Annotated in this window: 12 protein-coding genes; all 12 read right to left on the bottom strand. The window is 70.0% G+C overall.

Annotated features, from left to right (window positions below; translation table 11 throughout):
* Positions 1 to 8: 8 nt before the first annotated feature.
* The 12 genes from NUG20_RS11205 to NUG20_RS11150 are packed head-to-tail and all read right to left on the bottom strand — an operon-like array spanning position 9 to position 16,290.
* A complete protein-coding gene (locus NUG20_RS11205) occupies positions 9 to 3,170 on the bottom strand; it encodes a putative baseplate assembly protein (RefSeq protein WP_263394574.1) in 3,162 nt (1,053 codons plus the stop codon).
* Positions 3,167 to 5,671 (bottom strand): putative baseplate assembly protein, encoded by a 2,505-nt coding sequence (locus tag NUG20_RS11200; RefSeq protein ID WP_263394573.1) that lies wholly within the window; start codon positions 5,669 to 5,671, stop codon positions 3,167 to 3,169. The genes NUG20_RS11205 and NUG20_RS11200 overlap by 4 nt, the downstream gene beginning before the upstream one ends.
* Positions 5,672 to 5,692: 21 nt before the next feature.
* On the bottom strand, positions 5,693 to 6,049 hold the full coding sequence (locus tag NUG20_RS11195; RefSeq protein WP_263394572.1) for a GPW/gp25 family protein: 357 nt from the start codon (positions 6,047 to 6,049) through the stop codon (positions 5,693 to 5,695).
* 17 nt (positions 6,050 to 6,066) lie between these two features.
* Positions 6,067 to 6,426: a hypothetical protein gene (locus NUG20_RS11190; protein ID WP_263394571.1), complete on the bottom strand. Its 360-nt coding sequence runs from the start codon at positions 6,424 to 6,426 to the stop codon at positions 6,067 to 6,069.
* Between the two features lie 14 nt (positions 6,427 to 6,440).
* A complete protein-coding gene (locus NUG20_RS11185) occupies positions 6,441 to 6,980 on the bottom strand; it encodes a phage baseplate assembly protein V (protein WP_263394570.1) in 540 nt (179 codons plus the stop codon).
* Positions 6,977 to 8,104, bottom strand: a complete 1,128-nt coding sequence (locus tag NUG20_RS11180; protein ID WP_263394569.1) for a hypothetical protein — start codon at positions 8,102 to 8,104, stop codon at positions 6,977 to 6,979. Before NUG20_RS11180 ends, NUG20_RS11185 begins: the two co-directional genes overlap by 4 nt.
* Positions 8,105 to 8,107: 3 nt before the next feature.
* Positions 8,108 to 8,431 carry a LysM domain-containing protein gene (locus NUG20_RS11175; protein WP_263394568.1) on the bottom strand — a complete coding sequence of 108 codons (324 nt, stop codon included), beginning with the start codon at positions 8,429 to 8,431 and terminating at the stop codon, positions 8,108 to 8,110.
* Positions 8,432 to 8,441: 10 nt separating this feature from the next.
* A complete protein-coding gene (locus tag NUG20_RS11170) occupies positions 8,442 to 9,095 on the bottom strand; it encodes a hypothetical protein (protein ID WP_263394567.1) in 654 nt (217 codons plus the stop codon).
* A 7-nt stretch (positions 9,096 to 9,102) separates the two neighbouring features.
* Complete coding sequence (locus tag NUG20_RS11165; protein WP_263394566.1) at positions 9,103 to 9,531, bottom strand: hypothetical protein; 429 nt, start codon at positions 9,529 to 9,531, stop codon at positions 9,103 to 9,105.
* 29 nt (positions 9,532 to 9,560) lie between these two features.
* Positions 9,561 to 13,979, bottom strand: a complete 4,419-nt coding sequence (locus tag NUG20_RS11160; protein WP_263394565.1) for an eCIS core domain-containing protein — start codon at positions 13,977 to 13,979, stop codon at positions 9,561 to 9,563.
* Positions 13,976 to 14,224 (bottom strand): hypothetical protein, encoded by a 249-nt coding sequence (locus NUG20_RS11155; RefSeq protein WP_263394564.1) that lies wholly within the window; start codon positions 14,222 to 14,224, stop codon positions 13,976 to 13,978. The genes NUG20_RS11160 and NUG20_RS11155 overlap by 4 nt, the downstream gene beginning before the upstream one ends.
* Positions 14,221 to 16,290: an ATP-binding protein gene (locus NUG20_RS11150; RefSeq protein WP_263394563.1), complete on the bottom strand. Its 2,070-nt coding sequence runs from the start codon at positions 16,288 to 16,290 to the stop codon at positions 14,221 to 14,223. Before NUG20_RS11150 ends, NUG20_RS11155 begins: the two co-directional genes overlap by 4 nt.
* Positions 16,291 to 16,295 lie beyond the last annotated feature (5 nt).

Below are 16,295 nucleotides of genomic sequence, written 5' to 3'. Positions count from 1 at the left end.
GTCTGCGCTCACGAGTCGGGGTTGAGGATCAGGGTGTCGGCGACGGATGCCATGAAGCAGGCGATCTGCGCGGGCCGGGCCACGCCTTGTTCGATGCGGCCCGGGCGCGCCTCCACGCGCGGTGGGGGCCGTTGCAGCGCAGCGCCAACGCTCAGCGACTTGCCCGCGTTGTCGCCATGCAGGATCCGCTGCACCTGCGCGGTGATCTGCGCCTGGCTCACCAGCCGTGGCTGCCCGCTCTGCGGGTCGATCTCGGTATCGGTGATGCCGCCGAAGCTGTCCACGTCGACCCAGTCGATCCCATCCACCGACTGGATCGCCGCGATCGCCTCGCACAGCAGGGCCGGCTGCGCCAGCGCCCGCGCATCGAACCCGAAGCGCGCCAGCAGCCGCGTGCGTACCGCGGTGGCCACCGGTTCCCAGCGGTAACCCGGCAACAGCCGCAACCGCGCCTGCAGGACCAGGGCGATGCGTTCGCGCCAGACCAGCCGTATCGGCAGTCCGGAATCGCCCAGCGTGCGCAGCGCCTGGGCCAGATTCCGGTAGAGGTCCGAATCGATATCGATCGGCATGTCCTCCACGCCGGCGTAGCTGATCTGCACGTAGTCGCCCGCCACGTCGGCCAGCCGCCGCGCGTCGGCCTTGGCGATGCCGGCGAACATGCGGGTGAAGTCGGCGTAGTCCGAAACCGACACCAGCCGGTCCAGGGCGATGACCGAGCGTGGCGCGTTCTCGCGAATCAGCGCCTCGGTCTCGCGGTCGGCGCCACCGGAGGCGCGCAGCGGATTGACCACGTCCTTCAGTCCGAGCGGGCGGGTGACCATCAGCGCGACCTGGCCGGGGCGCACATTGCCGCCTTTGCCCAGGCCGTTGCGATATTCGGCGCGCAGGTTCTCGAATCCGCTGGGCGGACGCAGGCCATGCTCGCCGTCGCTGAAGACCACCGCGGTGCCGCCGTCGCCATCGGTGGTGGTGACGAAGGCACGGTCGTGTGGTCCCAGCATCGCCAGGCTTTGCGCTTCCGGCCAGGCCACGTCGTTGACGTAGACCTTCAGCGTGCTGACAGCGCCGAGTGCGGTTGGCGCCGGCCGCCAGGTCAGCGGCGGCTGGCGCAGCTCGAAGCGTTGTAGCGGACGCCGCGCGTCGCTGCTCCCCAGCACTTCGCGCCGGGTCTCGCCGTGGCTGGCGGCGACGACATTGCCGCGGATGCGCACGCTGGCGCGGTAATAGCGGTAGGCCAGCGGCGTGGCCAACTGCAGGGTGGTGTGCGGGCGGTCGCCAGGCAGGTTCGGGTCCTGCCCGTGGCGCAGCCCGGCGACCATCATCAGCTCGGCCGCACGCACTCCGCGCACCCCGGCGATGTCGCTGCGTTCGCCTTCGACCACCACCCAGCGCCCGGACCCCAGTTGCTCGTGCAGCGGGGCCAGTTCCAGCGTGCCGCCGGCGACGTCATCGAGGATCGGCGCATCGGTCAGGACCAGCGAACGCCGCTGCGGATGCAGCCAGGTGCTACGCAGTTCGGTGATCAAGACGCGCGCCTCCTTGACTTCGACCTCGCGCCACTGGGTCGGGCCGTCCGCGTCGCCGAACTCCACCCGGGTGGTGTCGCCCGACAGGCCATAGGCGCTGCGCGGGCCGCTGCGTGCGCGGGCGACGCGCAATACCTCCAGGCGCGGCAGATCGTCGACGTCCTCGCCGGCGCGCGACACCAGGATCAGGGCCCCGGATGCCAACAAGGGAGCGGCGCTGGCCAGGAACGCGTTGCTGGATGACTCGTCGGGCGCATAGTGCCAATCGCTCCAGCTCTCCAGCGCCGGCAGGCCGGGCGAGTCGGTGGCAGGCACCGGACGTGCCGACGTAGCGCCGAACAGCGCCCGCCCGGCCCCGAGCAAGTAGACCGCCTGCAGGGGCGAAGGCGCCGCGCCGGCAGTGGAGCCGCGCCAGGCATCGTAGTAAGCGCCCTTCAGGCGCGGCGCGAAGCCGGTGATCAACTGCGGCTGCAGGTCGGCGCCGCGGGCGAAGGCATCGCCCAGGTCGCGGCGCAGGCGCAGGCGGTTGGCGGCCTGGACCTGCGGCGGCATCAGCAAGGCCTCCACTGCCTCATCGGGCGTGGACACGATCGGCGCCGCGCCAGGCAGTTCCAGTTGTTTCAGCGCATCGCCGAACTTGGCGATCGCATCGATGGAGTCGCCCTCCACGCCGTTCTGCAACCGCTCGGCCCACTCCGCCAGCGGCCACGCGTCCGCGCCCAGCAGCAGGCCATCGCGCAGCCGGGTGGCGTTGCGCACGGCATTCGCATCGCCGTCGCCGTTGTCCTGCAGGCGCTGCAGCTCCAGCACCAGGTCCTGCAGCAATGGCAAGGCCTGCGGCACCAGCGGCGCCAACGGTTGCAGCCGCAGCGTGGTGCGCTGGGCTTCGAAATCGGTCTCCAGCGCCAGCACGCGACGCGCCTGGTAACGCATGGCGCCGCTAGCGAATTCGAACAACAGCAGGTCGCCGGCGCTTGCCCCGGTGTCCACGCCGGCCGCGTACACCACGTTCAAGGCGGGCAGGGTCGCCGCGTCGATCCGTTGCGGGCGCTGGCGGCGGATGCCGAGGTCGTTCCATTCGCGACGCGCCTGCAGCGGCTCGTCGGTTTCGAACATCTGCGGCAACTCGTCCGGCCCGGGGATCGACTGCGCACGCGTGCCGACCGGCACCTCGACCGGCTCGGCCTGATGCTCGTCGACGTTGTAGGCCAGGTGCACGCTGGCCGACACGCCGGCGCGCGGCTGGTAGCCGACCAGGCGCGCGAGCTCGACCAGCGAGCGCCGCTGCACGGCCGTTCGCAGATAGCCTTCGTTGGCGATGCGCTCCTGGTAGAAGGTCAGCACGTCGCCGACGCAGGCCCAGGCATCGAGCAGCGCCAGCGCCGGATCGGCGGGGTCGCGGGTGGTCAGGGCCTGCAACGGGCGATGGTGCAGCAGCGTCTGGCCGTCCTCGCCGGGCGCCGTCACTTCCATGCCGGACAGGCGCGCCTTCATGCTGGCCAGGAAGCGGCCGTGGGTGCCGACGCGATAGGGCAGCGCCGGCAGCGCCGGGCGCGGTGCGATCGCGACCGGCGTCATCGTCGCAACGCCGTCGCAGCAGCCGCACTGCGCGCCACCGCAGTGGCAATCGTGCGTACTCATCGCCCACCTCCCACGCTGATCGACAGTCGCCCGTGTTCGGGCCGGGCGGGATCGGCGTCCAGGCGCGCGATCTCGTTGCCACGCAAGGCCAGCACGCCATCGTCGAGTTCGCGGTTCGGCGGCGCGTACAGGCGTTGCAGGCGGGTGACCCGCGCGCATTCCACCCCCGGCACCGACATCGCCTCGGCCACCAGTGCGCTGACGCGGACGTTCTGGCCGAACTGCAGGCGGTCGGGATGGAAGTAGCCGGGCTGGCCGTCGCTGCGGCAGCCGGCGCCGAAGCGCTCGCGCAGGGCGGCGGCGACCGCGCCGCGCGCGTGGCCGGGCAGGGCGCAGACTTCCAGCGCGAGGTCCAGCGCGACGTAGCTCGCCGTTTCCACATGCAGGTCGTGGCCCATGCGGCGCACCCGTTCCAGGGCGGTCCGCACCTGCGCCAGCACCGCCGGCGCGGCCGGCACCTGGCCCAGCGGATCGAGCGCGACATCGGCTTCGTACCAACTGCCGGTCCAGACCAGTTCTGCGGCGGCGCGTTGCAGGCGCGGATCGCGTTCGGCGATGCGCGCGTAGTCGGCGGCGACGATGGCGCGCTGCAGGTCGCTGCGGAACGCCGACGGCGCCAGCAGGCGCGCCTGTGCCAGCGGTTCCGCATCGACGCCGCCACGCGCCGGCAACGGGTTGCCGAGGCGCAGATCGATGCCGCTCAGGCGCTGCCCACGCACGTACAGGCGATTGATGCTGCCGGCGCCGACATTGCCGGCGCTGCCGTTACCGACGCGATAGCGCGCCTGCATGGTGAGTCCGGCGCGCGGGCGCTGGCCCAGGCTGCCGTCGCCGAAGCGCACGCGCGCGCGGCCGTCGTTGTCGATCTCGGCGACGACGTGGCGGTCGCCGCCACGGCTGGCGAGCAGGTCGAACACCGGTTGCCAGGTGGCTTGGTCGCTGTCGAGCACGGCCAGGGCCGGCGATGCGTCGCGCGGATCGGCAGCGACGCTGGCGCTGGCCGCCGCAGTGGCGGCGGGGGCGGCATGGCGATGGGTCAGCGGCGACTCGGCCAGGCGCCAGCTCACGCGGGCTGCGCCCGCATCGGTCGGCGCCGGTTGACCCTCGCACTGGCATTCGTGCGGCGAGTCCGCTTGCGGCACCGTACCCAGGTCCTGCGGCCCGGTGCTGCGTCCGTGATCGACCAGCAGCACGTTGGCGAACGCCATCGCGACATCGCGCAGCCGGGCGCAGGCCGGCGCCGGGCCGAGCGCGGACAGGCACAGTGGAAAAGGCAGGGCGTCCTGCGCGTGCCATTCGATCTGCAGCAATGGCGTCGGCCGCGGATCGTCGGGGCCTGACGGGAATAGGCTGTCCTCATCGGGCGCGACGCGGACCAGCCGCACCGGCCAGGCGCGCTGCGGATCCGCATCGGCCTCCAGGCCGCTGCGCGCGCCGACCACCTCGCGCAGGATCAGCACATCGCCGGCACGCAGATCGAGCGTGCGCGCCGGCCCCTCGGCGTCCGCCCAGCCGTCGCGCAACACCGCGGTGGTGGCGCCCCGCGGCAGGCAGCAGTCGTCGCGGCCCCAGTCGTACAGGCCGATGCGGCTGTGTGCGGCGCGCAGCCGCACGTTGGCCGCAGCGTCCGCACCGACCGGCTCGAACACCGCCAGTGCCGGTGCGTCCAGCGCGGCCATGCGTTCGTCGTCGAGCACCGTGGGCAGTGGTGCGTCGGCGGCGATGCCGCTGACAAACGCGATATCGGCCGCGGGCAGGTCGAGGTCGCTGTCGGTTTCCAGCGCCACCCAGGCGCGCGCGTTGCAGCCCTCGTGCAGGCGGTAGTCCACCAGGCGCGCATGGCGACGCACCGAGATGCGCTGGCGCGCCGTGCCGAGATAGGCCTCGGTGGCGACCGCGTCCTGGTAGTAGCTGAGGTAGTCGCCGGCGTAGGCCAGCAGTTCGGTCAGGGCGACGCCGAGGTCCGGCACGTAGCGCGGCTGCCAGGCCAGCGAGATCAGCGCCAGGCGGTCCTCGATCAGGCGCTTGAAGCTCGCATAGTCCTTCACCAGGTAAGACAGCGACGGTTCGGCCGGCGACGGTTCCACGCAGGCCGGCGCGCTGGCGCAGTCGAGCTCGGCGGGACAGCCGACCTTGAACGAGAACGCCGCGCTCGCGTACATCGGGTCGAGCCCGGCCACGCCTTCGAGATGCAGCCGATAGGTGCCGTGATCGCCGCGCCGGTCCAGGCGCACGACCAGCCAGTCGTCGCGATCGGGACCGTCGCCGATCTGCGGGTCCACATCGACAATGACCAGGGGCCGGTCGCCACGCCCGCCTTCGAGCCGCAGATGGCCCGGCAGGCCCGGGCCGTCCTCGCGCAGTTCCGGCGGCAGCTTGCCGAGGAAGGTGACGTACAACGCACGCTGGTCGTCGGAGACTTCGACGAAATCCAGCCCGACCCGTCCCTGGAAGGCGCGGACGGCCTGGCGGCGCGGGTCGGTCAGGCAGGAAAGGTGCATGGCAAGGCTCCTGGTCGCGGCCTAGAGGGCGTGTTCGAAATCGGCGACGGCGTCTTCGCCGGTGCGCAGCACGCGGTACTCCACGTGTACGCGTAATGCTGCGTCGTCGGCGCTGACCTGCAGGGCACGCAGTTCGACCACGTCCTGCAGCCAGCGCTGCAATGCCGCCTGCAGGGTGAACTGCACCGTCGCCGCCAGTTCCGGGCTGTTGCCGGCAAACACCAACTGCAGCAGGCCGCTGCCGAAATCCGGACGGTTGACGCGCTCGCCGGCCTGGGTGAACACCAGTTGCTCGATCAGGTCGCGCACGTGGCCATCGAACCCGACCTCGGCGCTGCGGCCGCGGCCATCGACGTGGAAAGGAAAGTCGAGGTACATGCGCATGCTCCTGGCGGTCACATCGCGCTGACGCGCGCCTGCATCGCGCCGACGATCGGCGCCCCTTGCGGAATCTGTTCGGCGCTCTGGCAGATGCCCGGTCCTGGCCCGGGCGCCGGCGCCAGCATCACCGGCAACCCCATCACCTTGACCCGGGTGCTCGGCATCGACCAGCGCACGGTCACGCATGGCTGCGGTTTGCTTGGCGGCACGGTGAAGGGGCAGCCGAGCACGGCGATGGTCGGCGCGCCCGGCGGCATCACCGCCACCGGTTGCCCGACGACCAGGACCCGTGTCTGCCCGGGCACGATCTTGGCCTGGCCGGCGGCGTGCTGGCAGGTCATGGCGGCGTTGGCATGGAGCAGGAAACCCGGCATGGCGGAACCTCGGCTTAGGTAATGGTCATCGCGACTTTGTTGAAGGTGATCGCCGGGCCGACGAGATAGATCGACGCGCCCTTGCCGTTGTCGATGTAGATGCCGCTGTCGTTGACCACGAGCATCGCGCCGGTCGTACTCTTGAGCACGATGCCGCCGGTAACCGGCGTGGGCGGCATGTCGCTGACCATCACCATGTTCTGCAGCAGGGTCTGGATGACGATGTTGGGATCGGCGGGATTGCCGAGCTTGGCCATCGCCGGCGCGTCGCTGGGCAGGTCGAAACGGCAGCCCAGCCAGACCGGCTTGTTGGCGTTGCCCTGTTCGAACATCACCCATACGCCGGTGCCCGAAGGCGGCACCGCATAGATGCCCATGCCCGGACCGGGCGGGCCGGACAGCGGGGTGCACGGTTCGGCCCAGGTGGTGGGCACGAACGAGGCGACGTCGGCGATGGACAGCAGCAGGCGGCCGCGGAAGTAGGGGTCGGCATTGCTGGTGACGGTGCCGCGATAGATGCCGGGGAACTGGCCGTTGCGATGGGACTGGCTCATGTCGGCACCTTCGGCGTCAGCGAGATCAGGCCGTCGCGGCTGAGCTGGAAGCTCTGCTTGTATTCGCCGCGCTTGAGTTTGTGGGTGACGCTGTCCACGTAGTACAGGCCGTCGTAGGCCATGCTGGCGCCGCGCACGCCGACCAGCATCCGCGAGCGCAGCACGTGGCCGTAGCGCAACACATCGAGCGAGCCGGTGGCGGTGATGGCGTTGGCCGAACCCTTGAGCAGGCGGCCGAGCACCTTCTTGGCGGTGGACAGCGTGTCGTCGCCGCCGGACTCGCGGAACATCGCCAGGCGCAACGGCGCGATCGGTCGCGCGCCCAGCGGCGGCTGGAAGATGCTGATCGCCGGGATCGGCAGCGGAATCGGTACCCGGCCGGTGACCGGGTCGTAGACGGTGACCAACATGTTCTCCTTGGCCAGGCCGTCGAGCGAGAAGCTCAGCGACTCGACATTGGTGTGCGCGTCCATGTTCACGTTCAGCGCCGGCTGCGGCACCGGCACGCGGATGTCAGGGCCGAGGTAGGCGATGCTCTGCCCCGGCAAGGGGCCGGGCTCGACGTAGAAGACGAAGCCGTTGTCCTCGGCGATGCGCCGCAGATGGGTCAGATCGGTGCCGTTCTGCGACTCGATGCGCTCGGTCATGATCGGCTGGGTCGGAATGAAGCCGGGGATCACGATCGGCACCACGCCCAGCGCGGCGTACTTGGCCAGCACCGCATAGGCCTGCACCGTGTCGGACATGTTGGGATAGGGCAGGGCGAGCTCGATCAGGTCCATCGCCGCGCTGAGGTCGTCGCCGGTGACGGTCAGCGTCGACTGCCCCGGATCGTTGCTCGGCGCCAGGTCCTGGCGCGTCACCATGCCGTCCATCAGCACGTGCGGCATGCCGCCGAGCGTGACCATCACGATCACCCGCGTCACCAGCGGATCGAAATAGCCAGACGGCAACAGCGTGGTCAGCAGGCTGGAGTTCTTGCCCACCGCGAAGGTCAGCTGGAAACCGGCGCGGTCGCGGCCGCTGGTCACTTCCACGCTCTGCAACGCCTCGACCACCGCGCGCGGCACCGGGACCGGCACGGCCGGCCCGATCATCAGCGTGAGGTGGACGCCCTGCAGCATGGCTCATTCCCGCGCCGGCGGCGGCACGCCGTCGGGCAGGGCGATGCGCACGATCCCGCCGACCTCGTCGGTGAGCGCGTCCGGGTGCATCACGCCGTTGGCGTCGCACAGGCGCCAGAACGCCTCCGGATCGCCCAGTTCGCGTGCGGCGATGTGGTCGGGGCGCTCGCCTTCGACCACCGCGTGTTCGCGCAGCACGCTGAAGCCGTCCACCCTCGGCAGGAAGCGCCGCTGCAGGTAGGGCACCACGGTGCCGTCGGGCAAGATCAGCTCGGTCAGCGGGACATTGTGATAGCGGCTGGTCGGTGGGAAGTCGTAGTTGGCCATGATGGGTTGCTCAGTGGATGCCGGAGATGCCGAGCGCGCGGAAGTCGCCCTGGCCGGCCTGCGCGGCGAGGCGCTCGCGTGCCTGCAGGTAGCCCATGAACAGGCCGCCGCCGCGGCTGTCGAAGCCGAGGTCGTCGACGTTGAGCACGCGCAGGCCGAGCGAGACCTTGGCGCGGATCGGATTGAGCTGGGTGTCGAACGCTTCCTCGGTGATGCTCAGCTCGGTTACCCGCACCGGCACGATGCGCTGTGGCCCGAATACGAACACCGCCAGCGGCGCCTGCGCCGGCGCGATCTCCAGCGAACCGCTCGAGGCCACCGCGTCGGCGTTGCGCAGGTCGGCGCTGCTCGGCTGCACCAGCGCTTCCAGCGCCGCCAACTGCGGATGCAGGCCGAGCGTCACGTTGGGGCCGCGGCTACTTTCCAGCGCATCGGTGGCGTCGATCTCGGCCTCGAGCTTGATCGTCTCCACCGCCGGGCCCTTCAAGCGCAGTGCCTCGCTGCGGTCGCCCTGGTCGCTGCCCACCCCGCGCACCTGCAGGGTCCGGGTGAGGGTGTCCGGGTTGTACTGCAGCGCCAGGATCCGCAGCACGTGGCCGGCCAGCGGGTCCAGCAGGGCCAGGCCACCTTTGACCAGCTTGGGCGTGCGCGAATAGCCGCTCATGGCATTCTCACTCGTAGCTCTCGGCCACGCCGCGCAGGTAGCCCGGCTGGCGGCGATCCAGGGCGGCGGTGGCCATGCTCAGCGGACACTCTTCGGCGTCGTCGTCCATGCGCACGATGGGCAGGCGGTAATAGACGTTGTCCGGGTCGTCCAGATCGATGTCCCAGGACGCCTCGTCCAGCGCCAGCACCATCACCAGGCCGATGTGGCGCGCCACCGCGTCGAGCACGGCGCGGTGCTCCAGCGCCAGCGCCGCATCAAGGCTGGCGAAGCGCTCGAGCAGGAAGGCTTCGACCGCATCGAGCGAGGCCATGTCGCGGCCCGGGTCGCTGGGCATCATCGCGTAGAGCTCGTCGCGCACTTCGACATCGCTGGCCAGCCAGATCTGGAAGTCCTCGCGCGAGTGGAATCTGAAGGCGTGGAAGGGGTCGGCCATGTCGGTATGCTCCGGAGTCGGGGAAGGGGTCATCGCTTGGGCAGGTTGCGGCTGACGAAGGTGCTGTTGCCCTTGCCGTCGGAGGTGCGCCGCTCGACCAGGATGCCATTGTCCAGCAGCAGCTTGAGCAAGGGTCCGCTAGGTTCGGTATCGATCAGCATCCACTTGATCTTCCAGCCGCGCTTGACCAGCTTGGCGTCGCGCATCACTTCGGAAACGATGTCTTCGGTGGCGTAGATCTTGCCGGTCTCGTACGCCTTGACCTCGATGCCGATCTTCTTCTTGACGTCGGCGATATCCAGGCGGCGCACCTCATCCTTGCCGGTCTTGACCGTCTGCTCGGTCTTGCCCATGCCGATGCGCGCATGCTCGGCAGCGACGATGATGTTGGCCTTGTTGGCGCGATCGACGTTGGCGTCATAGACATTGGACCAGCTGTCGTAGGGCAGGTCGCCGCCGATCAACTCGTACATTTCGCGGCGGATCGCTTTGTGCCGCTTGCTGCCCACATCCTGCTGGCGCAGCTTGGTTTCGAGCTCGGCGTACTGGCGCTGCTTGGCCTTGGACAAGCCCTTTGCGGCCACGAAGCCTTCGCCGTCGCCAGCGAACGCGGTGCCCATGTCGAGCGTGCGCAGATGCTGGTCGAGCTGCACCTGCAGGCTCTCGAGCTCGGCCATCGCCTGCGCCGCGGCTTCCGGGCCGAGCGTGCGCATGTGCTCCATCTGCTGCTTGATCGCCTTGGGCAGCTTCTGGACTTCGAGCATCGCCTCGTAGGAGGCGCGGTGCTCCGGCTTGATCGCATCGATGCCGATCAGCCGCGCGATGTCGGCGATGGCCAGCTTCACCCGGCCGGAGAAGCCCTGGTATTTCTGCATCGCGCGCACGGTATCGGCATGCATGCCGACCGTTTCCGGACGCGCGTCGGGGCTGCAGCGGATGCGGATCTCGGTGATCAGCCCGGTCTTGTCGTTGATGTCGTAGTCGACCCGGACATCGTTGCCTTCGAGCTTGTCGTCGATGCTGGCGAGCTTGCGCATATCCGGCGGCAACTCGTGGGCCATTTCTTCCAGGGTGGAGCGGCGCTCGGTCGCCGGCGCGGTGCCGGGGCCCGCTTGTTCGGGATGCGCAGCGGCCGCTTCCTTGTCGGCCTTGGCGCGGGCCTCGTCGTCGGCGCTGTTGGTTTTTTCCTTGATCGCGGGCGGCTCGCCCAGTTGGGGTTCACCGGGCGCGCGTTCCAGCGGGCTCTTGGCGGTGGGTTCGCCCGGGGTGGGCGTGCGTTCGGCCGGCAGGCTTTCCTTGACGGCCGCGCCCTTGGCTTCCGGCTTGGCTGGCCCTTGCGCCTCCTTGGCCGCCTGCTTGGCCTTCATCACGTTGCCGGCGATGAACATGCCGTTGTTCTGCACCGCCGAACCGATCGCCTGCGCGCGGGCGCGGCGTGCGGCGGCATGGGTCATGCTGCCGCTGCGTTCCTGCGCGGCAATCTCGACCATCTGATCGAAGAAGCTGAGGTTGCCCCAGATCAGCCCGCCGTAGTTCATGACTTCGTTGGCGATCTCCACGCCCTTGGCGATCCGTTCGGCGGCCTTGAGCGCGTCGGTGGCGGCGGCGATTTGCGCTTGGGTGAACTTGCCGTCCTGGACGATCGCGAACACCTTCTCGAACTTCTGCACGCGCAGCCCGGCCCCCAACTGGCCGGCCGCGCCGACACCGCCGAGCACGCCGAGCACGTCGCTGACGGTCTGCGCGTCCAGGTACAGGCGGCCCGCCTGCCAGCGCTGGATCAGCCGCGCCGCCGCAACGCCGGCGCCGATCACCGCGCCGGCGGTACCGGCCGAGGCGACGAACAGGCCGACCGCGGCCAGCGTCATCACCAAGTCGTCCAGACGCTTTTCGGCCAGCGCCCAGTTGGCCGGCGCGCTTTCCACGTACATGGTTTCCGGCGCGCCGGATTCCAGCCCCAGGTTGCCGGTACGCACGCCGATCTTGCCGCGGCCGTACGATGCATGGCCGCCGAACTTGGTCAGCGCCGAGCGCAGCGCTTCGCTCGGCGTGCCGCCCATGCCGACATAGGCATCGCCTTCGCGATTGGTGACGTCACTGACCAGCCAGCGGTGCCGGTCGCCGTGCTTGGCCATCGGCCCGGCCGACAGCAGCATCGGATACTGCTCGCCGGTGACCTCGGAGATCAGCGTGGCGTTGAGCCGGCGCATCGGCGGTAGGTCGCCCGCGCCTGCGGTGCGCTCGGCCTCGTGGCGCTGGTAGCGCTTGATCTGGTCCTGCACCAGTTCCAGGTCGCGTTCGCGGCCGTAGTCGGAGAGGTTCGGCGCCTCCTTCCTGAAGTCGTCCAGTTCCTTCTGCTTCTCGGCCTCGCTCTTGCGCAGTACGTCCAACGCCGAGCCTTCAAAGCGCAGCCGCGCCTGCGACAGCAACTCGCGGAGGTACTTGCCCTTGGCGACCTCACCGGCAGCGTCGGCCAGCTTGATCTGCGCCTCCAGTTCGGCCAGTTGCGCGCTGGGCTCGTCCAGCGCTTCGTCTACCGCCTTTTCCATCGGCGCCACTTCGGTGATCTTGGACGCGACCGAGGGCGGGCGGATGATCTGCTTGCCTTCGCGGTCCTCGTTGATCGCCGGCGTGGTGATCGTGCGCACCAGGTAGATGCCTTTCTTGGTGAAAGGGATTTCCTGTTGCGTACGCGGGCCAGCGAACAGCTCGGCCACCCAGCTCAGCGCCGCGCCTATGGCGGTGGTCAGCAGCGAGACCGGCGCCAGTTCCAGTGCCAGCCGATTCGCGGCGGCATTGGATAGACGCTCGCCTACGGTGTCGCCCTGCGGGTTGAGCGTTCCGTGGGCGGCGCGAAGATTGTCCTTCCGCCAGTCGCTGAAGGCGCGATTGAACTCGTGGTTGGCCCCGCCCATGCCGGTGACGTCCTTGCCGGCGCCTTTCCTCGCATGCTGGAGCTGTGCCAGCCTTTCCTCGTAGCTGGGGCCGCTGTCGTCGACCTTCTCGCCCTTCTGCTTGGCCTTGTCCTTGTTGGCCTGCTGCTCGGCGTATTGGGTGACGTCGAACGACTCCCAGCGGTAGTGGATGGTTTCGCCGATCTGCGAGATCGCCTGCGAGGCCATGTTGTAGTTGCCGTTGGCGCCCCAGTCGATGGTGGCCGAATAGGTGGGGTTGGCATCGACCGGGACCAGCTTGGGACCGGTCATGTTGACCGGCCACGGCGGCGCATTCGGCGGTTGGCCGTCGCCGCGACCTTGGAGCGGACTGGCATAAAGCCCCGCGCCGCCGGCGCCGTCCTTGCCGCCGCGACCGCCGCTGTCGTAGGTGGGCACGAAATAGATCACCAGCGGGTTCGGCGTGGCGTTGACCCGCTGCCGGAACGTGCCGGCGTCCTGCAGGATGGCAGTGAGATCCATGATCGGCAGGCGCTTCGGCGCGGCGGCACCGGCGCCTGCCTTCTTGGCGTCGTCGGCGGCCTGCTGCTTCTCCTCGGCACTGAGGTCGCGCGAGACCACCGGGCTGGCGCTGGACTCGATGTCGATGCTCTTGCCGCTGCGATCCACGGTCACCGCGCGCATCGCGTTGCCGTAGTGCACGTAGATGCCGGGGGTGAACGCCAGCCCCTTGATGTCCTTGAAGGGCAGCTTGCCGCCGACCGGCTTGCCGCTGTCGTCATAGACCTTGAGGAACTTCGGGTGCAGGCCGACGAAGACCATCTTGCGCAGCGCTTCCCCGCGGAAGTTCAGGTGGTTGGCGCCCATGTAGGCGGCCGCCGCGTCCATGCCGCTGCTGTGGATCTGCAGCCGCGTCCAATCGGGGTCGTCGGTCTTCTTCTGCTCGGTATCGGGCTTGGGCGCCGTGGTCTTGCCGGCATTGGGCTTGCGCCGCAGCACCGGCGGCATGCCGCGGTCCTGGGCGACATGCGCCAGCTCGTGCGCGATCAGGCGCCGGCCTTCGACATCGCGCGGCGCATACCGGCCCTGGTCGAAGACGACATGCGCGCCGACGCTGTAGGCCTGCGCGTCCAGCGCCCGCGCCGATTGCGCGGCGACGGCGTCATGGTGCAGGCGCACATGTCCCAGCGAGGTGCCGGTCTGCGCTTCCATGTCTTCGCGCAGTGCCGGCGCCAGCGGCTGGCCGGGACTGCCGAGCGTGCGCGCCAGCGACACCGGCGGGGCGATGCGCGCGGCCCGGTCGCGCGGTGCGGTGGACGCCGGCAACGCAGTTGCGGAACGACCCGCTGCGTACGCATCGGCGAAGCGGTCGGCGTCGCGTTCGCGCGGGTCGTCGATGTCTCCGATGGCGATGGGTCCGGCAGCGTGCGAGGCGGCGGCACAGGCGGTACAGCGCGCTTCCCCCATCGTGTGGTTGCCGCAGGCGCAACGCGAGGCGGCGGCCGACGCGGGCGCCGCGAGGCAGGTGTCGCGCTGGCGCAGTGCCTTGGTCATCGGCGCAGGCCGCCGAGCAGCGAACTGGCGACGGCGCGCGCGCTGTCTTCCGCGGAGGTGCTGCGGCCGAGCGCGACCGGTGCTGCGGCCAGGCGCTCCTGCGCGAGCGGCCGCGGCGGTAGCGACTGTTGCGCCAGCAGCACGCCGAGTTTCCGTTCCAGCGCGGCCTGGAAGAGCAGGTGCTGCCCGGGACCGAGCGCGATACCGTGCAGGACGACACGTTCGATATGCAGCCTGGCGCTCATGCCGGCGTTCTCGCGGACACCGGCGCCGGCCGCGCCGTGGCACGGAAGTCCGCCTCGTCGCCCGGCCGGCCCAGTTTGCGCAGTTCCGCGCGCACCGCCGCCAGCATCCGCGGCATGTCCACCGCATCGTCGTCGGCCGCGGCGGCGAAGGCGGCATTGAGCGCGATGGAATGGATGTTGCCGCCGCTGAGGTTGAAGCGCGCCAGGCGCTCGCAATCCAGTGCGCGACGCGGCACCTCCGCCGGCAACGCGTTGCGCCAGATGCGGCAGCGTTCGGCCGGGCCGGGGTACGGGAAGTTCACCACGAAGCGCAGGCGCCGCAGGAACGCATTGTCGAGCGAGGCCTTCATGTTGGTGGCCAGGATGGCGAGGCCGGAAAACGACTCCATGCGCTGCAGCAGGTAGTTGGTCTCGATGTTGGCGTAGCGATCGTGGCTGTCCTTGACCTCGCTGCGCTTGCCGAACAAGGCGTCGGCCTCGTCGAAGAACAACAGGGCGCCGCCCTGTTCGGCGGCGTCGAACAGCCGTCGCAGGTTCTTCTCGGTCTCGCCGATGTATTTGCTGACCACCGAGGAAAGGTCGATGCGGTACAGGTGCAGGCGCAGTTCGTTGGCGATGACCTCGGCGGCCATGGTCTTGCCGGTGCCGCTCTCGCCGGCGAACAGCGCGCTGATGCCGAGGCCACGGTTCATGCGCTCGCCATAGCCCCATTCGCGGTAGACACGGTGGCGCGCGCGCGCCTGCGCGGCGATCTGCCGCAGCAGCGCATGCGGTTCCTCGCCCAGCATCAGGTCGTCCCAGTGCGCCCTGGGCTCCAGCCGCTGCGCCAACAGGTCCAGCCGCGGCGATGCGAAGTCGCGGCACAGATCCCAGGCGGGAATGGCGCGGGTCCGTGCACCTGCGGCGGCCTCGCCGATGCGGCCGAGGTCGAGATCGAAGTGGCTGGACAGGCTGGCGGCTTCGGTCTCGTTGTCTTCCTCGGCGAGCGCTTCGCGCCAGGCGTGATACTGCTCGCTGGCCGTCGGCAGCGGCGCGCGGACATGACAACTCGGCACGTCCAGCGCCAACGGCGTATCGCGCAGGCCGACGAACACCGGCCCCAGCGGCAGGGAGAGCAAGGTCGACAACGCGGCCAGCCGTTCGCCCTCGGCCTCGTCGGCCTCCACGTACAAGGCCAGCGGCAGCAGCAGGCTTTCGCGGCGCCACAGGCGCGCCAGCGTCTCCAGTTCGCCGCGCTGCAACGGCAGCGATTCGGACGCGATGCGGTGCAGCCGGCGCGACAGCCGCGCACAGACCTGGGTGGCGATCGCCAGGCGGCTATGGCGGTCCTGGCCCAGCAGCTGGACCACCGGCGCGGCGTCGCCGGGCGCATCGTCGAGCGCCGCCAGGATCTGCTCCACGCTGGCCTGCTGCAGCGCCGACACCGGTCGCTCGGCGACCTCGGGGCCGATCCAGGCGCCGAGACGCGCATCGGCCACGTTGAGGCCTTTGACGGCGTTGACGATGCGCTCGTCCGCACGCAACGCGGCGGCGGTGAGCGCGGTCGCACCGGGCTGGTTGATCTCCAGCAGGCGCAGGTGGCGCAGCGGCCGGTGCGGCGACAAGGCATCCCACGCCGCATCGTCGAACAGGCGCAGCGCCAGCGCGAACGTCGGCGCCGACACGCCGTCCTGCGCGGCCGCAATCGCAGCGGGCAGCGTCGAATCCAGTTCGACCGCCACGCACAGCCACAGGACGTCGCTCTCGAAGCGATCCAGGCCGAAACGTCGCGCCAGCGCCAGCAGTGCCGGTAGCGGCTCGTCGCCCGCAATGGCATCGCGCGCCGCGGCGACGTCGGCCAGTGACGCGGCGGGGTCCGGTGCCGGCAGGGCCGGCAGGTCGGGCGCGTGTTTCTTCCAGCGCGACCAGGAACGTGGCGATCCGCCAGCTGCAGTGGTTGCGGCAACGGTGGCGGTGGACGGCGTCACCGCCTGCAGGCGCAGGTGCAGCCAGTCCAGCGACAGCTCGAGATAGCGCTCGTTGGCCAGGCTCCAACCGGGGTGGTCGTGGGGGGCAAGGGTGCGCATGGGCC

It is taken from the genome of Xanthomonas sp. CFBP 8443, from assembly GCF_025666195.1.
Taxonomy (GTDB): Bacteria; Pseudomonadota; Gammaproteobacteria; order Xanthomonadales; family Xanthomonadaceae; genus Xanthomonas_A.
This window is presented reverse-complemented; position numbering and strand designations above follow the sequence as displayed.

Coding starts and splice junctions, on each gene's coding strand:
- NUG20_RS11165 (WP_263394566.1), bottom strand. CDS start 9,531: ATGGCCGACCCCTTCCACGCCTTCAGATTCCACTCGCGCGAGGACTTC.
- NUG20_RS11190 (WP_263394571.1), bottom strand. CDS start 6,426: ATGCCGGGTTTCCTGCTCCATGCCAACGCCGCCATGACCTGCCAGCAC.
- NUG20_RS11195 (WP_263394572.1), bottom strand. CDS start 6,049: ATGTACCTCGACTTTCCTTTCCACGTCGATGGCCGCGGCCGCAGCGCC.
- NUG20_RS11160 (WP_263394565.1), bottom strand. CDS start 13,979: ATGACCAAGGCACTGCGCCAGCGCGACACCTGCCTCGCGGCGCCCGCG.
- NUG20_RS11150 (WP_263394563.1), bottom strand. CDS start 16,290: ATGCGCACCCTTGCCCCCCACGACCACCCCGGTTGGAGCCTGGCCAAC.
- NUG20_RS11180 (WP_263394569.1), bottom strand. CDS start 8,104: ATGCTGCAGGGCGTCCACCTCACGCTGATGATCGGGCCGGCCGTGCCG.
- NUG20_RS11185 (WP_263394570.1), bottom strand. CDS start 6,980: ATGAGCCAGTCCCATCGCAACGGCCAGTTCCCCGGCATCTATCGCGGC.
- NUG20_RS11205 (WP_263394574.1), bottom strand. CDS start 3,170: ATGAGTACGCACGATTGCCACTGCGGTGGCGCGCAGTGCGGCTGCTGC.
- NUG20_RS11155 (WP_263394564.1), bottom strand. CDS start 14,224: ATGAGCGCCAGGCTGCATATCGAACGTGTCGTCCTGCACGGTATCGCG.
- NUG20_RS11200 (WP_263394573.1), bottom strand. CDS start 5,671: ATGCACCTTTCCTGCCTGACCGACCCGCGCCGCCAGGCCGTCCGCGCC.
- NUG20_RS11170 (WP_263394567.1), bottom strand. CDS start 9,095: ATGAGCGGCTATTCGCGCACGCCCAAGCTGGTCAAAGGTGGCCTGGCC.
- NUG20_RS11175 (WP_263394568.1), bottom strand. CDS start 8,431: ATGGCCAACTACGACTTCCCACCGACCAGCCGCTATCACAATGTCCCG.